Origin of the sequence: Halochromatium salexigens (genome assembly GCF_016653295.1) — a bacterium.
GTDB lineage: Bacteria > Pseudomonadota > Gammaproteobacteria > Chromatiales > Chromatiaceae > Lamprobacter > Lamprobacter salexigens.
This window is the reverse complement of sequence record NZ_NHSF01000070.1, coordinates 43,455-57,634: the sequence shown is the minus strand read 5'-3', so window position 1 is coordinate 57,634 and position 14,180 is coordinate 43,455. Positions and strand designations below refer to the sequence as shown.

General features: G+C 64.3%; 14 protein-coding genes. 12 read left to right on the top strand and 2 right to left on the bottom strand.

The features are described 5' to 3' along the window. Positions 1-22: 22 nt before the first annotated feature. From rpoS to ccoS, 9 genes are all read left to right on the top strand, one after another. The gene (rpoS, locus tag CCR82_RS15220) at positions 23-1,081 is read left to right on the top strand and encodes an RNA polymerase sigma factor RpoS (RefSeq protein WP_201246655.1); all 1,059 of its coding nucleotides are present in this window, start codon (positions 23-25) and stop codon (positions 1,079-1,081) included. Positions 1,082-1,265: 184 nt separating this feature from the next. Beyond that, positions 1,266-2,717: a cytochrome-c oxidase, cbb3-type subunit I gene (gene ccoN, locus CCR82_RS15215; RefSeq protein WP_201246654.1), complete on the top strand. Its 1,452-nt coding sequence runs from the start codon at positions 1,266-1,268 to the stop codon at positions 2,715-2,717. A 39-nt stretch (positions 2,718-2,756) separates the two neighbouring features. Further along, on the top strand, positions 2,757-3,614 hold the full coding sequence (gene ccoO, locus CCR82_RS15210) for a cytochrome-c oxidase, cbb3-type subunit II (RefSeq protein WP_242513523.1): 858 nt from the start codon (positions 2,757-2,759) through the stop codon (positions 3,612-3,614). Further along, on the top strand, positions 3,607-3,822 hold the full coding sequence (locus tag CCR82_RS15205) for a cbb3-type cytochrome c oxidase subunit 3 (protein ID WP_201246653.1): 216 nt from the start codon (positions 3,607-3,609) through the stop codon (positions 3,820-3,822). Before ccoO ends, CCR82_RS15205 begins: the two co-directional genes overlap by 8 nt. Next, complete coding sequence (gene ccoP / locus CCR82_RS15200; protein ID WP_201246652.1) at positions 3,809-4,735, top strand: cytochrome-c oxidase, cbb3-type subunit III; 927 nt, start codon at positions 3,809-3,811, stop codon at positions 4,733-4,735. Before CCR82_RS15205 ends, ccoP begins: the two co-directional genes overlap by 14 nt. Before the next feature lie 185 nt (positions 4,736-4,920). Further along, the gene (gene ccoG, locus CCR82_RS15195; protein WP_201246651.1) at positions 4,921-6,354 is read left to right on the top strand and encodes a cytochrome c oxidase accessory protein CcoG; all 1,434 of its coding nucleotides are present in this window, start codon (positions 4,921-4,923) and stop codon (positions 6,352-6,354) included. Positions 6,355-6,382: 28 nt separating this feature from the next. Continuing rightward, positions 6,383-6,937: a FixH family protein gene (locus CCR82_RS15190; protein ID WP_201246650.1), complete on the top strand. Its 555-nt coding sequence runs from the start codon at positions 6,383-6,385 to the stop codon at positions 6,935-6,937. After that, positions 6,888-9,458: a heavy metal translocating P-type ATPase gene (locus tag CCR82_RS15185; RefSeq protein ID WP_201246649.1), complete on the top strand. Its 2,571-nt coding sequence runs from the start codon at positions 6,888-6,890 to the stop codon at positions 9,456-9,458. The genes CCR82_RS15190 and CCR82_RS15185 overlap by 50 nt, the downstream gene beginning before the upstream one ends. A gap of 2 nt (positions 9,459-9,460) precedes the next feature. Continuing rightward, positions 9,461-9,679, top strand: a complete 219-nt coding sequence (gene ccoS / locus CCR82_RS15180; protein WP_201246648.1) for a cbb3-type cytochrome oxidase assembly protein CcoS — start codon at positions 9,461-9,463, stop codon at positions 9,677-9,679. A 105-nt stretch (positions 9,680-9,784) separates the two neighbouring features. Here the strand turns inward: ccoS and CCR82_RS15175 are convergent, their stop codons facing one another. Beyond that, entirely contained in the window at positions 9,785-10,144 is a 360-nt protein-coding gene (locus CCR82_RS15175; protein WP_201246647.1) for a TusE/DsrC/DsvC family sulfur relay protein, read from the bottom strand. A 175-nt stretch (positions 10,145-10,319) separates the two neighbouring features. Between CCR82_RS15175 and pgl the strand changes: the two genes are divergently transcribed. Further along, complete coding sequence (pgl, locus tag CCR82_RS15170) at positions 10,320-11,027, top strand: 6-phosphogluconolactonase (protein ID WP_201246646.1); 708 nt, start codon at positions 10,320-10,322, stop codon at positions 11,025-11,027. Between the two features lie 124 nt (positions 11,028-11,151). On the opposite strand, the gene CCR82_RS15165 is transcribed toward pgl, so the two are convergent. Then, on the bottom strand, positions 11,152-11,352 hold the full coding sequence (locus CCR82_RS15165) for a YgaP family membrane protein (RefSeq protein ID WP_201246645.1): 201 nt from the start codon (positions 11,350-11,352) through the stop codon (positions 11,152-11,154). Between the two features lie 83 nt (positions 11,353-11,435). On the opposite strand from CCR82_RS15165, the gene CCR82_RS15160 reads away from it, so the two are divergent. Then, positions 11,436-13,046, top strand: coding sequence for a bifunctional aminoglycoside phosphotransferase/ATP-binding protein (locus tag CCR82_RS15160; RefSeq protein ID WP_201246644.1), 1,611 nt, complete (start codon positions 11,436-11,438; stop codon positions 13,044-13,046). Positions 13,047-13,061: 15 nt separating this feature from the next. Next, complete coding sequence (locus CCR82_RS15155) at positions 13,062-14,168, top strand: adenylate/guanylate cyclase domain-containing protein (RefSeq protein ID WP_201246643.1); 1,107 nt, start codon at positions 13,062-13,064, stop codon at positions 14,166-14,168. Positions 14,169-14,180: the final 12 nt, after the last annotated feature.

Sequence of the window (14,180 nt, the reverse complement as noted above, 5' to 3'; positions counted from 1 at the left end):
TCGACCGCACTGAGGGGGATTCATGCCAGCGGCTAACCCGGAAGAGGACCCGGAGACGGATTCCCTCCCCGTTGAGGATGCGTTGTTCATCAGCGCCGAAGAGGTCGACGCGAGCGATGCGGATCTGCCGGAGCCCGAGACCGATGAGGTCGAGAGCGCCGAGGACGACGCGCATGATCCGGCCTATGCCTCAGCCTCGGCCCCGCAGGCCTCCGATGCGCCGAGCAAACGCTATGCGGCGAGCGATACCGAACTCGACGCGACCCGCTTGTACCTGAACGAGATCGGCGAGTCGAGACTGCTCTCGGCGGATGAGGAGATCCGCTACGCGCGCCTGGCGCAGCAGGGCGATGAGGACGCGCGCAAGCGCATGATCGTCAGCAACCTGCGGCTCGTGGTCAAGATCGCGCGGCGTTATCTCAACCGCGGGCTGCCACTGCTGGATCTGATCGAGGAGGGCAACCTGGGGCTGATCCGCGCGGTCGAGAAGTTCGATCCCGAGCGCGGCTTTCGCTTCTCGACCTATGCCACCTGGTGGATTCGCCAGACCATCGAGCGGGCGATCATGAACCAGACGCGCACCGTGCGCCTGCCCATCCATGTGGTCAAGGAGATCAACGTCTACCTGAAGGCGACCCGGCTGCTCTCGCAGCAGCTCGATCATGAGCCGACCACCGAGGAGGTGGCCGCGCTGCTCGACAAGCCGATCGCCGAGGTCAAGCGCATGCTCGGATTCAACGAGCGCACCGCCTCGGTCGATACCCCCTATGGCAAGGATGCCGACAAGCCGCTGGTCGATCTGCTGCAGGATGAGGCGGCGCATGATCCCAGCGATGAGATCCAGGACGATGATATCCACCACCACCTCGACCACTGGCTCGAGAAGCTCAACGACAAGCAGCGCGAGGTGGTCGAGCGTCGCTTCGGCCTGCATGGCTATGAGCACTCGACCCTGGAGCGGGTTGCACAGGAGCTGGGCGTGACCCGTGAACGGGTGCGCCAGATCCAGATGGATGCCCTTCGCCGCCTGCGCGATATCCTCGAGAAAGAGGGCTTCTCGCTCGAGTCCTTCTTCAAGTGACGAGCTGCCACGCTCAGACGACAACCTTATAAGATAACCTTATAAGAATAAAGTCTTATTGTCTTGACTTTTATCAATCGATCCCGTCTTATTGCGCGGTCACGTGCCAGGGGGAGGCACGCCACTCACAACATCGGGCTGGAGTGCCCTGCCACCTCTTTTTCCCAGCCTGTTTGGGGGGTCTATGGAAGCCACAGCCGACTACACAGCGGAGCGAAAGTACGATTTCGATGTCGTGCGCTGGTTCACCATCATGGCCGTCGTCTACCTGGTGGTAGGCGCGGGCGTTGGTGTCTATATCGCATCCGAACTCGCTTGGCCGTTTTTGAATTTCGATAATCCGTACATCTCGTTCGGTCGGCTGCGGCCCGTGCACACCAACGCCGTCATCTTCGCGTTCGGTGGCTGTACCCTGATGGGCACCGCGTTCTACACCGTGCAACGCACCTGCGGGGTCAGCCTGTGGAGCAACCGGCTGGCCTGGTTCACCTTCTGGGGCTGGAACGCGATCATCGCCCTGGCGGTGCTCACGCTGCCGCTGGGCTTCACCCAGTCCAAGGAGTACGCCGAACTCGAGTGGCCGATCGACATCCTGATCGCCGTCGTCTGGCTCTCCTTCACCTTCAACTTCATCATGACCATCGCCAACCGCAAGACCTCGCACATCTATGTGTCGAACTGGTTCTTCCTCGGCATGATGGTGATGATCGTCTACCTGCACGTGGTCAACAGCCTGGCGATCCCGGTCGGGCTGATGAAGTCCTACAGCCTGTTCTCGGGCGTGCAGGACGCGATGATCCAATGGTGGTGGGGCCATAACGCGGTTGGCTTCTACCTCACCGCCGGCTTCCTCGGCATCATGTACTACTTCGTGCCCAAGCAAGCGAACCGGCCGATCTACTCCTATCGGCTCTCGGTGATCCACTTCTGGGCGCTGATGTTCGGCTATGTCTGGCTTGGCGCGCACCATCTGCAGTACACCGCATTGCCGGACTGGACCGGCTCGCTCGGCGCGGCGGTGTCGCTGGCGATGATCATCCCCTCCTGGGGTGGCGCGGTGAACGGCATGATGACCCTCTCGGGCGCCTGGGACAAACTGCGCACCGACTATGTGATGCGTTTCCTGATCATCGCGCTCGCCTTCTACGCGATGTCGACCTTCGAGGGGCCGGTGATGTCGCTGAAGACGGTCAACGCCCTCTCGCACTACACCGACTGGACCATCGGCCATGTCCATTCCGGCGCCCTGGGCTGGGTCGCGGGGATCTCGATCGGCGCCATCTACCACCTGATGACGCGCCTCTGGCACACCGAGATGTGGTCCGAGAAGCTGGTCAACGTCCACTTCTGGACCGCCACCATCGGCACCGTGATCTATGTGGTCGCGATGTGGGTCTCGGGCATCATGCAGGGGCTGATGTGGCGCGCCTATGACGAGTACGGCACCCTGGCCTACACCTTCGTCGAATCGGTCGCGGCCATGCATCCGTACTACGCCATGCGCGCGGTCGGCGGCGGCATCTTCCTGCTCGGCGCCATCATCATGCTGTTCAACGTGCTGATGACGGTATGGAAATCGGCATCCGCCGGGAGTCTGCGCGAAGCACGCGGCACGCCGGCCGTGGCTGCGGCCTGAGTCCGGTGCAACCGTCAGCATCCCGAGGAGTCAACACACATGGCTGAGAAGACCACACCACCGAAGGGCATACAGGAGCGCATGGAGCGCAACATCTGGGGGTTATTGATCGTGGTGGCGATCGTGCTCTCGGTCGGGGGCATCGTCGAGATCGTGCCGCTGTTCTATCTCAAGAGCACCGAGGAGGCGAATCGCTTCCCCGAGATCGTGTGGCAGGAGGCCGGCAGCACACCCATCGTTGCCGTCACTTACGACACCGATGCCTCCGGTAACCCGTTACGCTTCAAGACCGACGACCAAGGCCAGTTCCTGAAGAAGGACACCGGCGCTTTCGTGCAGGACCCGAGGCGCGGTCAGGTCCGCGCCGTGGAGACGACCTGGAACTGGCAGCCCGGTGACGGCATCCGCCCATACACCGCGCTCGAGCTGGCCGGGCGCGACATCTATCAGCGCGAGGGCTGCTATCTGTGCCATTCACAGCAGGTTCGGCCCTTCCGCGACGAGCGCGAGCGCTATGGGCATTACTCGCTCGCCTCGGAGTCGATGTTCGACCATCCCTTCCAGTGGGGTTCCAAGCGCACCGGCCCGGACATGGCGCGTGTCGGCGGCAAGTACTCCGACGAATGGCACCGTCAACATCTGCGTGATCCGCGCTCGATGGTGCCGGAATCGGTGATGCCGGGCTACCCCTGGCTCGACCGCCAGAGGCTCAACCCGAACAAAATCCAGCGTCACATGAAGGGGTTGCGCGCCGTCGGCGTGCCCTATAGCGATGCCGATATCGCGGCGGCGCCGGGTCTGGTGCAGGGCAAGACGGGCATGGATGCGATGGTGGCCTATCTCCAGGTCCTTGGCACCATGGCCAAGCTCGATCCGGGAGTGATGTACCGTGAGTAGCCTCGCGGACTACTTCGAGACCGATTGGGCGGCGATGACGGCCACCGACTGGGTCGGGACCATCCTGACCGTGGTCATCTTCGTGCTCATGGTCGTGGCCTATGTCCAGGTCTTTCGGCCGAAGAATCGGGACAAGCTCGAAGCGAGAAAGCATATCCCGTTTGAAGACGATCATGAGGACCGCGGAGAGAACGATGGCCGACCATAATCCGTTTCCTGGCGAAAACAACACTGGGCATTTCTGGGATGACAATATCCGTGAGCTGAATAACCCACCACCGCAATGGTGGATGATCGCGCTCTGGGTATCGGTTGCCTGGTTCGTCCTCTACGGCATCCTTTATCCCATGTTTCCGGTCATGCCCTGGCAGTCGCAAGAGGAGGGCGGATTCTCCAAGGGCCTGCTCGGCTGGACCTCGATCCAGGAATACGAACAGGGGGTGGCGCAGGTCGAGGCCGTGCGGGCCGAGTACGAGGATCAGATCGCTGACATGAGTGCCGAGCAGGTGCTTGAGGACCCAGGGCTGACGCAGTACACCCTGGCGTCCGCCAAGGTGCTCTTTGGCGATTACTGTTCCGCGTGCCACGGCAGTGGCGGTCAAGGCAATCCCGGCTATCCGGTGCTTGCCGATGACAATTGGCTCTATGGCGGTTCACTGGCGAAGATCAGCGAATCAATCACTAACGGCCGCAAGGGCGCGATGACGGCGCACAAGGATATCCTGACCGAGGCTGAGGTCGACCAACTCGCGCGGTTCACAGTCGAACTTGCTGAAGGTGGCGAGGGCAGGGAAGCCGGCTGGAAGCTCTTTAACGAAAAGGGCTGCACGGCCTGCCACGGACAAGAGGCAAACGGTATCCTCGCGGAGTTGCCCGATGGCAGTATCGTGACGGTTGGTGCCGCGAACCTGACCGATAGCCTCTGGCGCTTTGAACCGGGTGGTTATGAGAGCGCCAAGCACACGATTCTCTACGGCGTGAATCAGCCCAATGTGGAACAAACGCGTGATGCAGTGATGCCGGCGTTTGGTGACGCGGCGGGTAGTCTCGAGGGTAAGCTCGAGCCGGATCAGATCAAGAAGCTGGCGATTTACGTGCATAGCCTCGGTGGCGGCCAATAGCGATGGCTTGAAATACAACGAGAGAGCGGGGGGATGACATGCACCTAGATGCGGTGTTTTGGGGTTCTATCATCAGCGTGGCGCTCGCCGTCATCATCATCGGTTATCTAGTCTATAAGGTGATCAGGCTGATGAACGAAGACGCACAACGACATAAGAGCGAGCAACGATAACGCTGTTTACTTATGAATGAGACTCCTTCGCGCAGCTCCGGCGCTGCCATCGACGACCTCTACGCCGAGGCCCATCATTGGGAGGTCAACACCGGTGACGAAACCATCCACGCCAAGCGCATCCCGGGGAAGTGGCGCCGCATCAAGTGGTTTGCCGCCTCGGTCTGGCTGATCTTCTTCCTCGGGCCCTATCTGCGCTGGAACGGCCACCAGGCGGTACTGTTCGATATCCCGGATCGGCAGTACCACCTCTTCGGGGTCACGGTACTGCCGCAAGATTTCTGGATGCTCTCGTTGCTGTTGCTGTTCTTCGCCATCCTGTTGGCGGTCGTCACCGCGCTGGCCGGCCGGGTCTATTGCGGCTATTTCTGCTTCCAGACGGTGTGGACCGATGTCTTCACCTGGATCGAGGAGATGCTCGAAGGCAGTCCGCCGCAGCGGCGCAAGCTCGACAAGGCCGCGCTCGATGCGAGAAAGCTGCGCATCAAGCTCACCAAGCATGCGCTGTGGCTGCTGATCGGGTTTCTCACCGGCTTTAGCTTCGTCGCCTGGTTCTACGGCGCCTGGCCGCTCTGGCGCGACTTCTTCGTCGGTGAGGCCAACCTCGTCGTCTATGCCTCGGTGGCCTTGTTCACCGGCGGCACCTATGTGCTCGCCGGCTGGCTGCGCGAGCAGGTCTGTTTCTGGCTCTGTCCCTATGCGCGTATCCAGGGCGTGATGCTCGATCAGTCGACCATCGTCCCCACCTATGACGTCGCACGCGGCGAGCCGCGTGGTCGCGTCAAGAAGGACGAGACGAGCGAGCAGCGCAGCACCGGTGACTGCGTCGACTGCAATCAATGCGTCGCGGTCTGTCCGACCGGCATCGATATCCGCAACGGCCAGCAGGAGGGCTGCATCACCTGCGCCCTGTGCCTCGATGCCTGTGACACGGTCATGGACAAGGTCGGTCGCCCACGCGGGTTGATCCGCTATGCCTCATTGGACGAGATGGAAGGCAAGCCCGTGAAACCGATGCTGTTGCGCGCTCGGGTCTGGGTCTACACTGCGATCCTGGCGCTCGCGCTCACCGGCATCCTGTATGGACTGTCGAGCCTCGCGGCGATCGAGCTGAAGGTGCTGCACGAGCGCGCGCCCCTGTTCGTGCAGCTCTCGGATGGCTCGATCCAGAACAAGTACACGCTGAAGGTCTTGAACAAGAGCGAGCAGGATCTGCGCGTCGAGATCAGCGCCGACAGCGCGATCCCGATCAGCCTGGTGGGTGCCGACGAGCCACTGCCCACGACCCGCGGCGAGGTCACGCCGATGATCGTGTTCGTCAAGGTCGAGCGCTCGGACCTCGACGGCGAGCGCGTGCCGCTCACCTTTAAGGCGACCGCCGAGTTCGATGATGGCACCGAGATCACCGCAGAGCGTGAGAGCGCATTCTTTGGGCCAGCCCGCTGAGCCGTGGGTCAAGAGTAAGGAGTCAACGATGAGTCATGCGACGACTGCACAGCTTTTGGCCGGCCTGAGAGCCAGGTTGGACGTCTCCGGGCGAGATCCCAATTCGGCTTGGGGCAGCCCTTGGGTCATTGGCTGGGTGGGCCTGATCCTGGTCGTGCTGGCGGTCAACGCCACCATGATCGTGCTCGCCTTCGCGACCAATCCTGGACTGGTCATCGATGACTACTACGAGCGTGGGCGCACCGTCGAGCGGACCATGACCACGCGCCGCGCCGAGGCACCGGGCTGGACCATGAGTCTGGATACGCCCGCCGATGTCACCAAGGGCCGCGCGACCACGGTGCGTTTCCATGTGGTCGACGCTGTCGGCCAGCCGGTGCGCCCGGAGCGGGTGACCTATTATGCCTATCGGCCCTCGGACGCCTCGGCGGACTTCTCGCGGCCGATGATCGAGGAAGCGCCCGGACGCTACGCGGTCGAGGTGCGCTTTGCGATGGCTGGGCTGTGGGACACCCTGGTGGCGGCTGAAACCGATGGCCAAGAGGTGGTCTTCGACCAGCGCATCGGCGTTGCGAGCCGTTAAGCCGCGCCAGGCCTCGACGCTGGCGCGCTGCTTCCACTGCGGGCTCCCGGTCGATCCCGCCGAGCCGGTGCAAGCCGCTGTCGCCGGCGCCGAACGGCCGTTTTGCTGCGCCGGCTGCCAGTCCGTCTGCGAGGCGATCCACGCCGCCGGCCTCGAGGGCTTCTACCGCCGCACGCCCGAGGGCGAGGTGCTCGGGCCGCCGCCGGAGCCGCCGAAACAGCTTGCGCTCTACGATCTCGAGGAAGTGCAAGCGGCCTATCTCGACACCAGCACCGATCGGCGTGAGGTCAACCTGCACGTCGAGGGGATCCACTGCGCCGCCTGCGTGTGGCTGATCGAGACCGGGCTCGCACGGATGCCCGGCGTCGAGGAGGCGCGGGTCAACCTGACCGGGCGCCGCTTGCGGGTGAAGTGGGATAACACGCGCCTGCACCTGTCGAGCCTGCTGGAGCGGCTGAGTCGGATCGGCTATACGGCCGTGCCCTTCGACCCCGAGGCTGCCGAGGGTGCCCTGCAGCGGGGCAATCGCGCACTACTCTACCGCATGGCCTTCGCCGGCTTCGCGGCGATGAACCTGATGTGGATCTCGATCGCGCTCTATGCCGGCGCCGATCAAGGGGAGTTTCGCGGTCTCTTCCACTGGATTGGCTTCGCCATCGCCACGCCGACCTTGCTCTACGCCGGCTGGCCCTTTTTGCGCGGGGCTTGGCTCGGGCTGCGGCAGGGGGCGCTGACGATGGACCTGCCGATCGCGATCGGCGCCTCCATCACCTACCTCTACTCGCTCTATGTCACCCTGGGTGGCAGCGGGCAGGTGTATTGGGACACGGTGGTCAACTTCCTGTTCGTGATCCTGGTCGGTCGCTTCCTCGAGGCGATGTCCAAGCGCCAAGCGGTGGCGTCCACTCAGCGCCTGCTGGACCTGCAGCCGAAGGTGGTGACGGTGCTGCGCGAGGGCGAACCGGTGGTGCTGCCGATCCGCGCGGTCAAGCCGGGCGATCACGTGCTGGTGCGCCCGGGGGAGACCATCCCGGCCGATGGCCTCATCAGCGAGGGCCGCAGCGAGGTCGACGAGGCCATGCTCAGCGGCGAGTCGGAGCCGGTCGCGCGCGGCGTCGGCGAGCCGGTGGCGGCCGGCACGCTCAACGGCGCCGGCGTGCTCACCATCGAGGTCACCGGGCTGCTGCGCGAGACCGCGCTCGGGCGTATCATCCAACTGGTCGAGGAGGCGCAATCGAGCAAGGCGCCGATCCAGTCGCTGGCCGATCGCATCGTGCCCTGGTTCGTCGCCCTCACCCTGGCGCTGGCCCTGCTGACCTTCGGGGTCTGGATGGGGCGCGATCTGGAGACGGCCCTGATGGCGGCCACCTCGGTGTTGATCATCACCTGTCCCTGCGCCTTTGGGCTGGCGACGCCGATGGCCATCGCGGTCGCCTCCGGGCTCGGTGCCCGCCACGGCATCCTGATCAAGCAGGGCGCGGTGCTCGAGACCCTCTCCGACATCAAGCACGTCGTCTTCGACAAGACCGGCACCTTGACCGAAGGCCGCCCCGAGGTGGTCGACATCCAGAGCCGAGCGTCCACGCCCAGCGCGTCTTGGCAAACCCATTCCGGGGCCGCGACCCTGGATGCCGAGCAGCGCGAGCGACTGCGCCTGGCAGCGGCGCTGGAGCAGGTCTCCGAGCATCCCTTCGCGCGCGCTGTCGTGCGTCTCGCCAAGGCCGCGCGGGTGGGGTTGAGCACGGTGCGGGTGCACGCGGTTCGGGTCGAGCCTGGGGCCGGGATCGCCGGCACCGTGGATGGACATCAGGTGCTGATCGGAACCCACGATTGGCTCATCGCCAATGGGGTCGAAGTGCATGGACTCGACGGGCGAGCGCCTAATGCCGAGCTTGACTCCGAAGCCGAGCCGCATCCGCTCGGCACCCGGCTGCATTGCGCGATCGACGGCGTCGAGTGCCTGCGCCTGGTGGCCGCCGACCGCCTGCGACCCGATGCCGCCGAGGTGGTGCGGCAACTCCAGGCGGACGGCATCAAAGTGACCCTGCTCACCGGCGATCGCGAGGCCGTGGCGCGGTGCATCGCCGCGCAGCTCGGCGCGATCGAGGTGATCGCCGAGGTGCGTCCCGAGGACAAGGATCGGGTGATCACCGAGCTGCAACAGCGCGGTGAGCGGGTGGCCATGATCGGCGATGGCATCAATGATGCGCCGGCGCTGGTGCGAGCCGATGTCGGCATCGCCGTTGGCAGCGGCACCGATGTCTCGATCGCCAGCGCCGATATCGTCTTGATGAGCACCGAGCTGATGCGCGTGCGTGATGCCGCAGCGCTGTCGCGCCGGACCCTGCGCGCCATCCGCCAGAATATCGGGCTCTCGATCACCTACAATCTGATCATGGTGCCGCTGGCGATGGCGGCCTTGATCACGCCCCTGGTCGCGGCGATCTCGATGCCGCTCAGTTCACTGGCGGTGATCGGCAATTCGGCGCGCCTGCGCGGCTTATTCAAACAGCGAGGATAACGATGGAAGTCATCTATGGCCTGATCCCCGGCATGTTGCTGCTGGGGCTGGTCGCGGTCGGCGTCCTGTTCTGGGCCGCGCGTAGCGGTCAGTTCGATGATCTCGAGGGGGACGGTCAGCGGATCCTGATGGATGAGGACGTTGAGACCGAAGATGCGCGTCGCTTCCCGGACGCGGAGACGGATCGTCAGTCCGAACCGACGGGGGAGGGGCGTGGGTGACCCCGCCACAGCCGCCAGGTATCGGCGATTTGACTGACGCTCTCAGATGAGGGGCCCGCAGCGCGGGCCCTGAGTGGCTCTAGCGGCGCCTTGCCGGCCTGAGCGCTACTGAACGCTGCCAAAGGAGCTGTCGACCGCGCCGGCGGGTGGTTTCAACCCGGCCAATCGGCAGCCTTGCGCAACCGGGCCGCCGGGGAAGATCTCGTACAGATATTTGAGGCCACCACGGTCATGGAAATGCTCCTCGAGCGCGTCATGCAATGCCCGTGGGTTGGGTTGCTCTTCTTGGGCGAAAAAGGCCTGCAGCGCGCGGATCGCCTCCCAGTGATCGTCGCTCAGGCTCAGCCCTTCTTCAACGGCTTGCTGTTCGGCGTCGGCGGTGGCCCAATCGCCCGGGGCCTGCGGGAACCGGGGGTCGTGATTGTTCGCGCCAGGGTTCATGATGTCGCGCATCGTCTCTGCCATGGGTGCCTCTCCTCATCGCTCAGGGATTGTGGTGCCTAGGTTACTACGCGATGCCTCGGCGCTGGTCAAGTGATGGCGGCTTGGGAGTGCTCGCGCGTTGCGTGCGGGCTTGCCATTGATGTGCGATTCTACTGGTGACATGAGCGCGGAGCCGACCTGACGAAGGAGATTCAATATGCTCTCTGATGCGATTGTCCTGCCGGGTGCCGACACGGAGCTGTTTGCCGACACGACGGCCGTTGCCGACGCCGTCGCCGAGCGTATCCTGGCGGCGGCGACCACCGCGATCGAGCACCACGGCCGCTTCAGGCTCTGTCTTGCCGGCGGCACCACGCCAACCGCCGCCTATGCGCGGCTGAAGGACGCCGAGGCGGACTGGGCGCATTGGTGGATCTATCACGGTGACGAGCGCTGTTCGCCGGCGCGCGATGGCGAGCGCAACAGCAGCGCGGCCGGCGAGGCTTGGCTCGATCATGTTCCCGTGCCGAGGCTGCAGATACACGCGATCCCGGTAGAATTGGGTGCCGAGATCGGCGCGGCGGCCTACGAGCTGATCGTCTGGACCGCCTTGCCGTTTGATCTCGTGCTCCTGGGAATGGGCGAAGACGGGCACACGGCGAGCCTTTTCCCAGGCCGTGAGATCCCCGAGGATCGGCTGGTGATGCCGGTTTTCGATGCGCCGAAACCGCCACCAGACCGGGTATCGTTGACGTTGCAGGCACTGGCCAACAGCCAGCAGGTGCTGATCCTGGTGACTGGAGACGGGAAGGCGGAGGCAGTGAAACGCTGGCGCCAGGGCGAGGATCTACCGATTGCGCGGGTGGCGCGGGCGGCTCGGGCCCGGAGCCGTGTGCTCATGGATCGAGCGGCTGCGGCGGTTTGATCGGGGTGGCTTGATGGGCTGCTTGGCGCGCGTTGGCCTGGCTGGACCTGGTCGGCGCGATCGGGTCAGGGTCGCGCGGCCATCCAGATGGGGTGTGGCCGCGCGTGACCTTCAGCATGCTGGCTCAGAAAGCCGGGCCCGGCTCCTTGCCGAACTTCTTCAGGATCACCGCCAGCGGGCAGAAGCCGGTGAAGGCCGACTGCAGCAGATTGAGCCCGACGAAGCCGGTGAACCAGAGCCAGAGCGGGCTGAGCGTGGCGGCGAGGATGGCCGAGATCAGCACAAAAGCGCCAGCGACGGCGAAAACGATACGTTCGATACTCATCAAATGAACCTCAAAGCGATAGGCATGAATCAGGCAATGTTCCATAGTGTATTGAAACAGCGCTCATTTTCGCAAGCCTGCTGATGCTCGCCGATGAATTGACAGCGCTTGCCGACCTGCTCGAGCCGCGCGCCTATCCGCATCCGGTCGAACGGGTCGAGGGTCTGAGCACCCATATCTCGCAGCTGTTCCTGGCCGGCGATTTTGCCTACAAACTCAAGCGTCCCGTCTCGCTTGGGTTCGTCGACTTCTCGACCCTCGAGCGGCGGCGTTTCTACTGCGAGGAGGAACTGCGACTCAACCGTCGTCTGGCACCGCAGCTCTACCTCGCTGTGGTCCCCGTGGTGCGCGAGGGCGAGCGTGTTCGCTTCGGCGCGCAGGGCGAGGGCGAGGGCGAGGTGATCGACTATGCGGTGCGCATGCGTCGGTTCCCGCAACAGGCCTTGCTCTCGCAGAAGCCGCTTGAGGGGCCGTTGATCGATCGGCTGGCCGAGCGCGTGGCCGATTTCCACGCCAGCCTGGTCCCCGCGCCTGCGGACACCCCGTATGGGGAGCCAGCGGCGGTGCTGGCGCCGATGTTGGATAATTTTGAGCCCTTACGGGCGGCCATCGCCACCCTCGAGGCACCCGAGGAGGCGGCGGCGGCACGCTGCCTGCAACGTCTCGAGCGCTGGACGCGCAAGCGTTTCGCGCGCCTGAGTCCCGAACTCGAGCAGCGCCGGCGCGGCGGCTACATCCGCGAATGCCACGGTGACATGCATCGCGGCAACATCGTCGTGCTCGATGGCGAGCCGGTGATCTTCGACTGCATCGAGTTCAATCCCAGCCTGCGCTGGATCGACACCATGAGCGAGATCGCCTTCCTCACCATGGACCTGGCCGAGAGCGGCGCACACGGCTTGGCTCGGCGCCTCCTCAACCGCTACCTCGAGGTGAGCGGCGACTACGCCGGCTTGCGCCTCTTGCGCTTCTACCAGGTCTATCGGGCGCTGGTGCGGGCCAAGGTCAGCGCCATTCAACGGCTCCAGGCCATCTCTGAAGAGAGCGATGCGGCGAGCGCCAAGGCCCGTCAGAGGATGCAGCATTATCTGGCGCTAGCCCGTAGCTGCACGGGACGCCATCACCCGCAACTGTTCATCACGCACGGGCTCTCCGGCAGCGGCAAGACCTGGCTCGGGCATCGGCTGCGCGAGCATCTGCCGATCATCCAGATCCGCTCCGATGTCGAGCGCAAACGCTTGTTCGGCATCCCGGAGCAGCATCGGCCGCCGGCGCATCAGGATGTGCCGCTCTATGGCGCCGAGGCCACCGAGCGCACCTATCGCCGGCTGCTGGCGCTGGCGCGCGAATTGATCGCCGCCGGCTTCAGCGTCCTGGTCGACGCGACCTTTCTCGCCCACGCACAGCGCGCGCCCTTCCTCGCGCTCGCCGAGGAATTGCAATGCCCCTGTCGCATCCTCTCGCTGCAGGCGCCGATGCCTCTGTTGCGCGAACGCATCAGCGCGCGCAATGGCGCGGGCAATGATGCCTCGGATGCCGATATCGATGTGCTGAGTCTGCAGATCGCCCAGCGTGAGCCTCTCACCGAGGCCGAGCATCGCCACGCGGTCTTTCTCAATACGGCAGCGCCGATGCAGATCGAATCGGTGCTCGCGCGCATCACGGGGCATAATAGGACTTCTCGCCGCCACTGAGTGCCCGTCGCCTCCATGCAACATCGTGATCGGGACCCGCTATTTGCGCGCATCGAACAGGTCATACGCGACCTCGAGGGGGAGGGGTTGCTCCGGCTGACGACTCCGCAGCCGCCGCATCGCCTGCAGCAAGCCCTCGAGCAACGCCTCAATCCGGTGCTCGATGCCTTTCTGCTCGAGGCCCAGCCCCGGATCGAGACCCGAGCAACGGTGTTGATCGCCGACATTCGCGGGTTTACGGCGCTGATGGCGTCATTGCCGATGCCGACCATGGTCTGTCTGCTGAATCGCTGGTTCGTGGCCATGACCGAGGTCATCGAGCATTTCGGTGGCGCCGTGGATAAATTCATCGGCGATGCGGTGATGGCGGTCTTCGGGGTGCCCGAGGCGCACACCGATGATCCACTGCGCGCGCTCGCCTGCGCAGCCGAGATGCAACGGGTGATGCGGGCGTTGAATCAGGCCAACGAGGCGCGAGGACTGCCCACACTCTTTGCCGGTATCGCCGTCAACACCGGTCCGCTGGTCGCTGGCAGCTTTGGCGCTGCGGCGCATAGCGAATATACGGTGCTCGGCGATGTGGTCAATCTCGTCTCGCGCATGGAGTCATTCGCGCTGCGCGGTCAGGTGCTGATCAGCGAATCGACCCGCGCCGAGGCGGCCGCCTCGATCGAGGTCGGCGCGGCCAATGAGGTGCGTTTCAAGGGCATCACGCAGCCGGTCCAGCTCTATGAGCTGCAGGCCGTCAATGCCCCCCAGCGGATCGAGATCCTGCCGACCGAGGTGCGCCGTTCTCCGCGTATCCAGGTCCACCTCGATGCCACCTTTCGCCAGATCGACCAAAAGCGCATCCGCCCGGGGAAAATCCCTGGCCTGATCAATGATCTCAGCTACCACGGCTTGCGCGCTGATCTGCCGCTCGGGCTGCCGGATGCCTCCGATGTCGTGATCAATCTGGCGCCGCAACAGGGTTTTTCCAGCATCGACGAGGTCTATGCACGGGTGGTGCGAAGCGTGCCTTGGGAGGGCCGTTACCGCACCAGCCTGGAGCTGACGTCAGTGGAAACGCCGACGCATCAGCGCCTCAAGGATCTCATCGATGAGTCGCTGTGGCGCCGGTGAGGCTATAGTCGG

What these genes read in the sequence shown, in the direction of transcription:
- rpoS (WP_201246655.1), top strand. Translation starts at nt 23, where the DNA reads ATGCCAGCGGCTAACCCGGAAGAGGACCCGGAGACGGATTCCCTCCCC.
- ccoN (WP_201246654.1), top strand. Translation starts at nt 1,266, where the DNA reads ATGGAAGCCACAGCCGACTACACAGCGGAGCGAAAGTACGATTTCGAT.
- ccoO (WP_242513523.1), top strand. Translation starts at nt 2,757, where the DNA reads ATGGCTGAGAAGACCACACCACCGAAGGGCATACAGGAGCGCATGGAG.
- ccoP (WP_201246652.1), top strand. Translation starts at nt 3,809, where the DNA reads ATGGCCGACCATAATCCGTTTCCTGGCGAAAACAACACTGGGCATTTC.
- ccoG (WP_201246651.1), top strand. Translation starts at nt 4,921, where the DNA reads ATGAATGAGACTCCTTCGCGCAGCTCCGGCGCTGCCATCGACGACCTC.
- CCR82_RS15190 (WP_201246650.1), top strand. Translation starts at nt 6,383, where the DNA reads ATGAGTCATGCGACGACTGCACAGCTTTTGGCCGGCCTGAGAGCCAGG.
- CCR82_RS15185 (WP_201246649.1), top strand. Translation starts at nt 6,888, where the DNA reads ATGGCCAAGAGGTGGTCTTCGACCAGCGCATCGGCGTTGCGAGCCGTT.
- ccoS (WP_201246648.1), top strand. Translation starts at nt 9,461, where the DNA reads ATGGAAGTCATCTATGGCCTGATCCCCGGCATGTTGCTGCTGGGGCTG.
- CCR82_RS15175 (WP_201246647.1), bottom strand. Translation starts at nt 10,144, where the DNA reads ATGGCAGAGACGATGCGCGACATCATGAACCCTGGCGCGAACAATCAC.
- pgl (WP_201246646.1), top strand. Translation starts at nt 10,320, where the DNA reads ATGCTCTCTGATGCGATTGTCCTGCCGGGTGCCGACACGGAGCTGTTT.
- CCR82_RS15165 (WP_201246645.1), bottom strand. Translation starts at nt 11,352, where the DNA reads ATGAGTATCGAACGTATCGTTTTCGCCGTCGCTGGCGCTTTTGTGCTG.
- CCR82_RS15160 (WP_201246644.1), top strand. Translation starts at nt 11,436, where the DNA reads ATGCTCGCCGATGAATTGACAGCGCTTGCCGACCTGCTCGAGCCGCGC.
- CCR82_RS15155 (WP_201246643.1), top strand. Translation starts at nt 13,062, where the DNA reads ATGCAACATCGTGATCGGGACCCGCTATTTGCGCGCATCGAACAGGTC.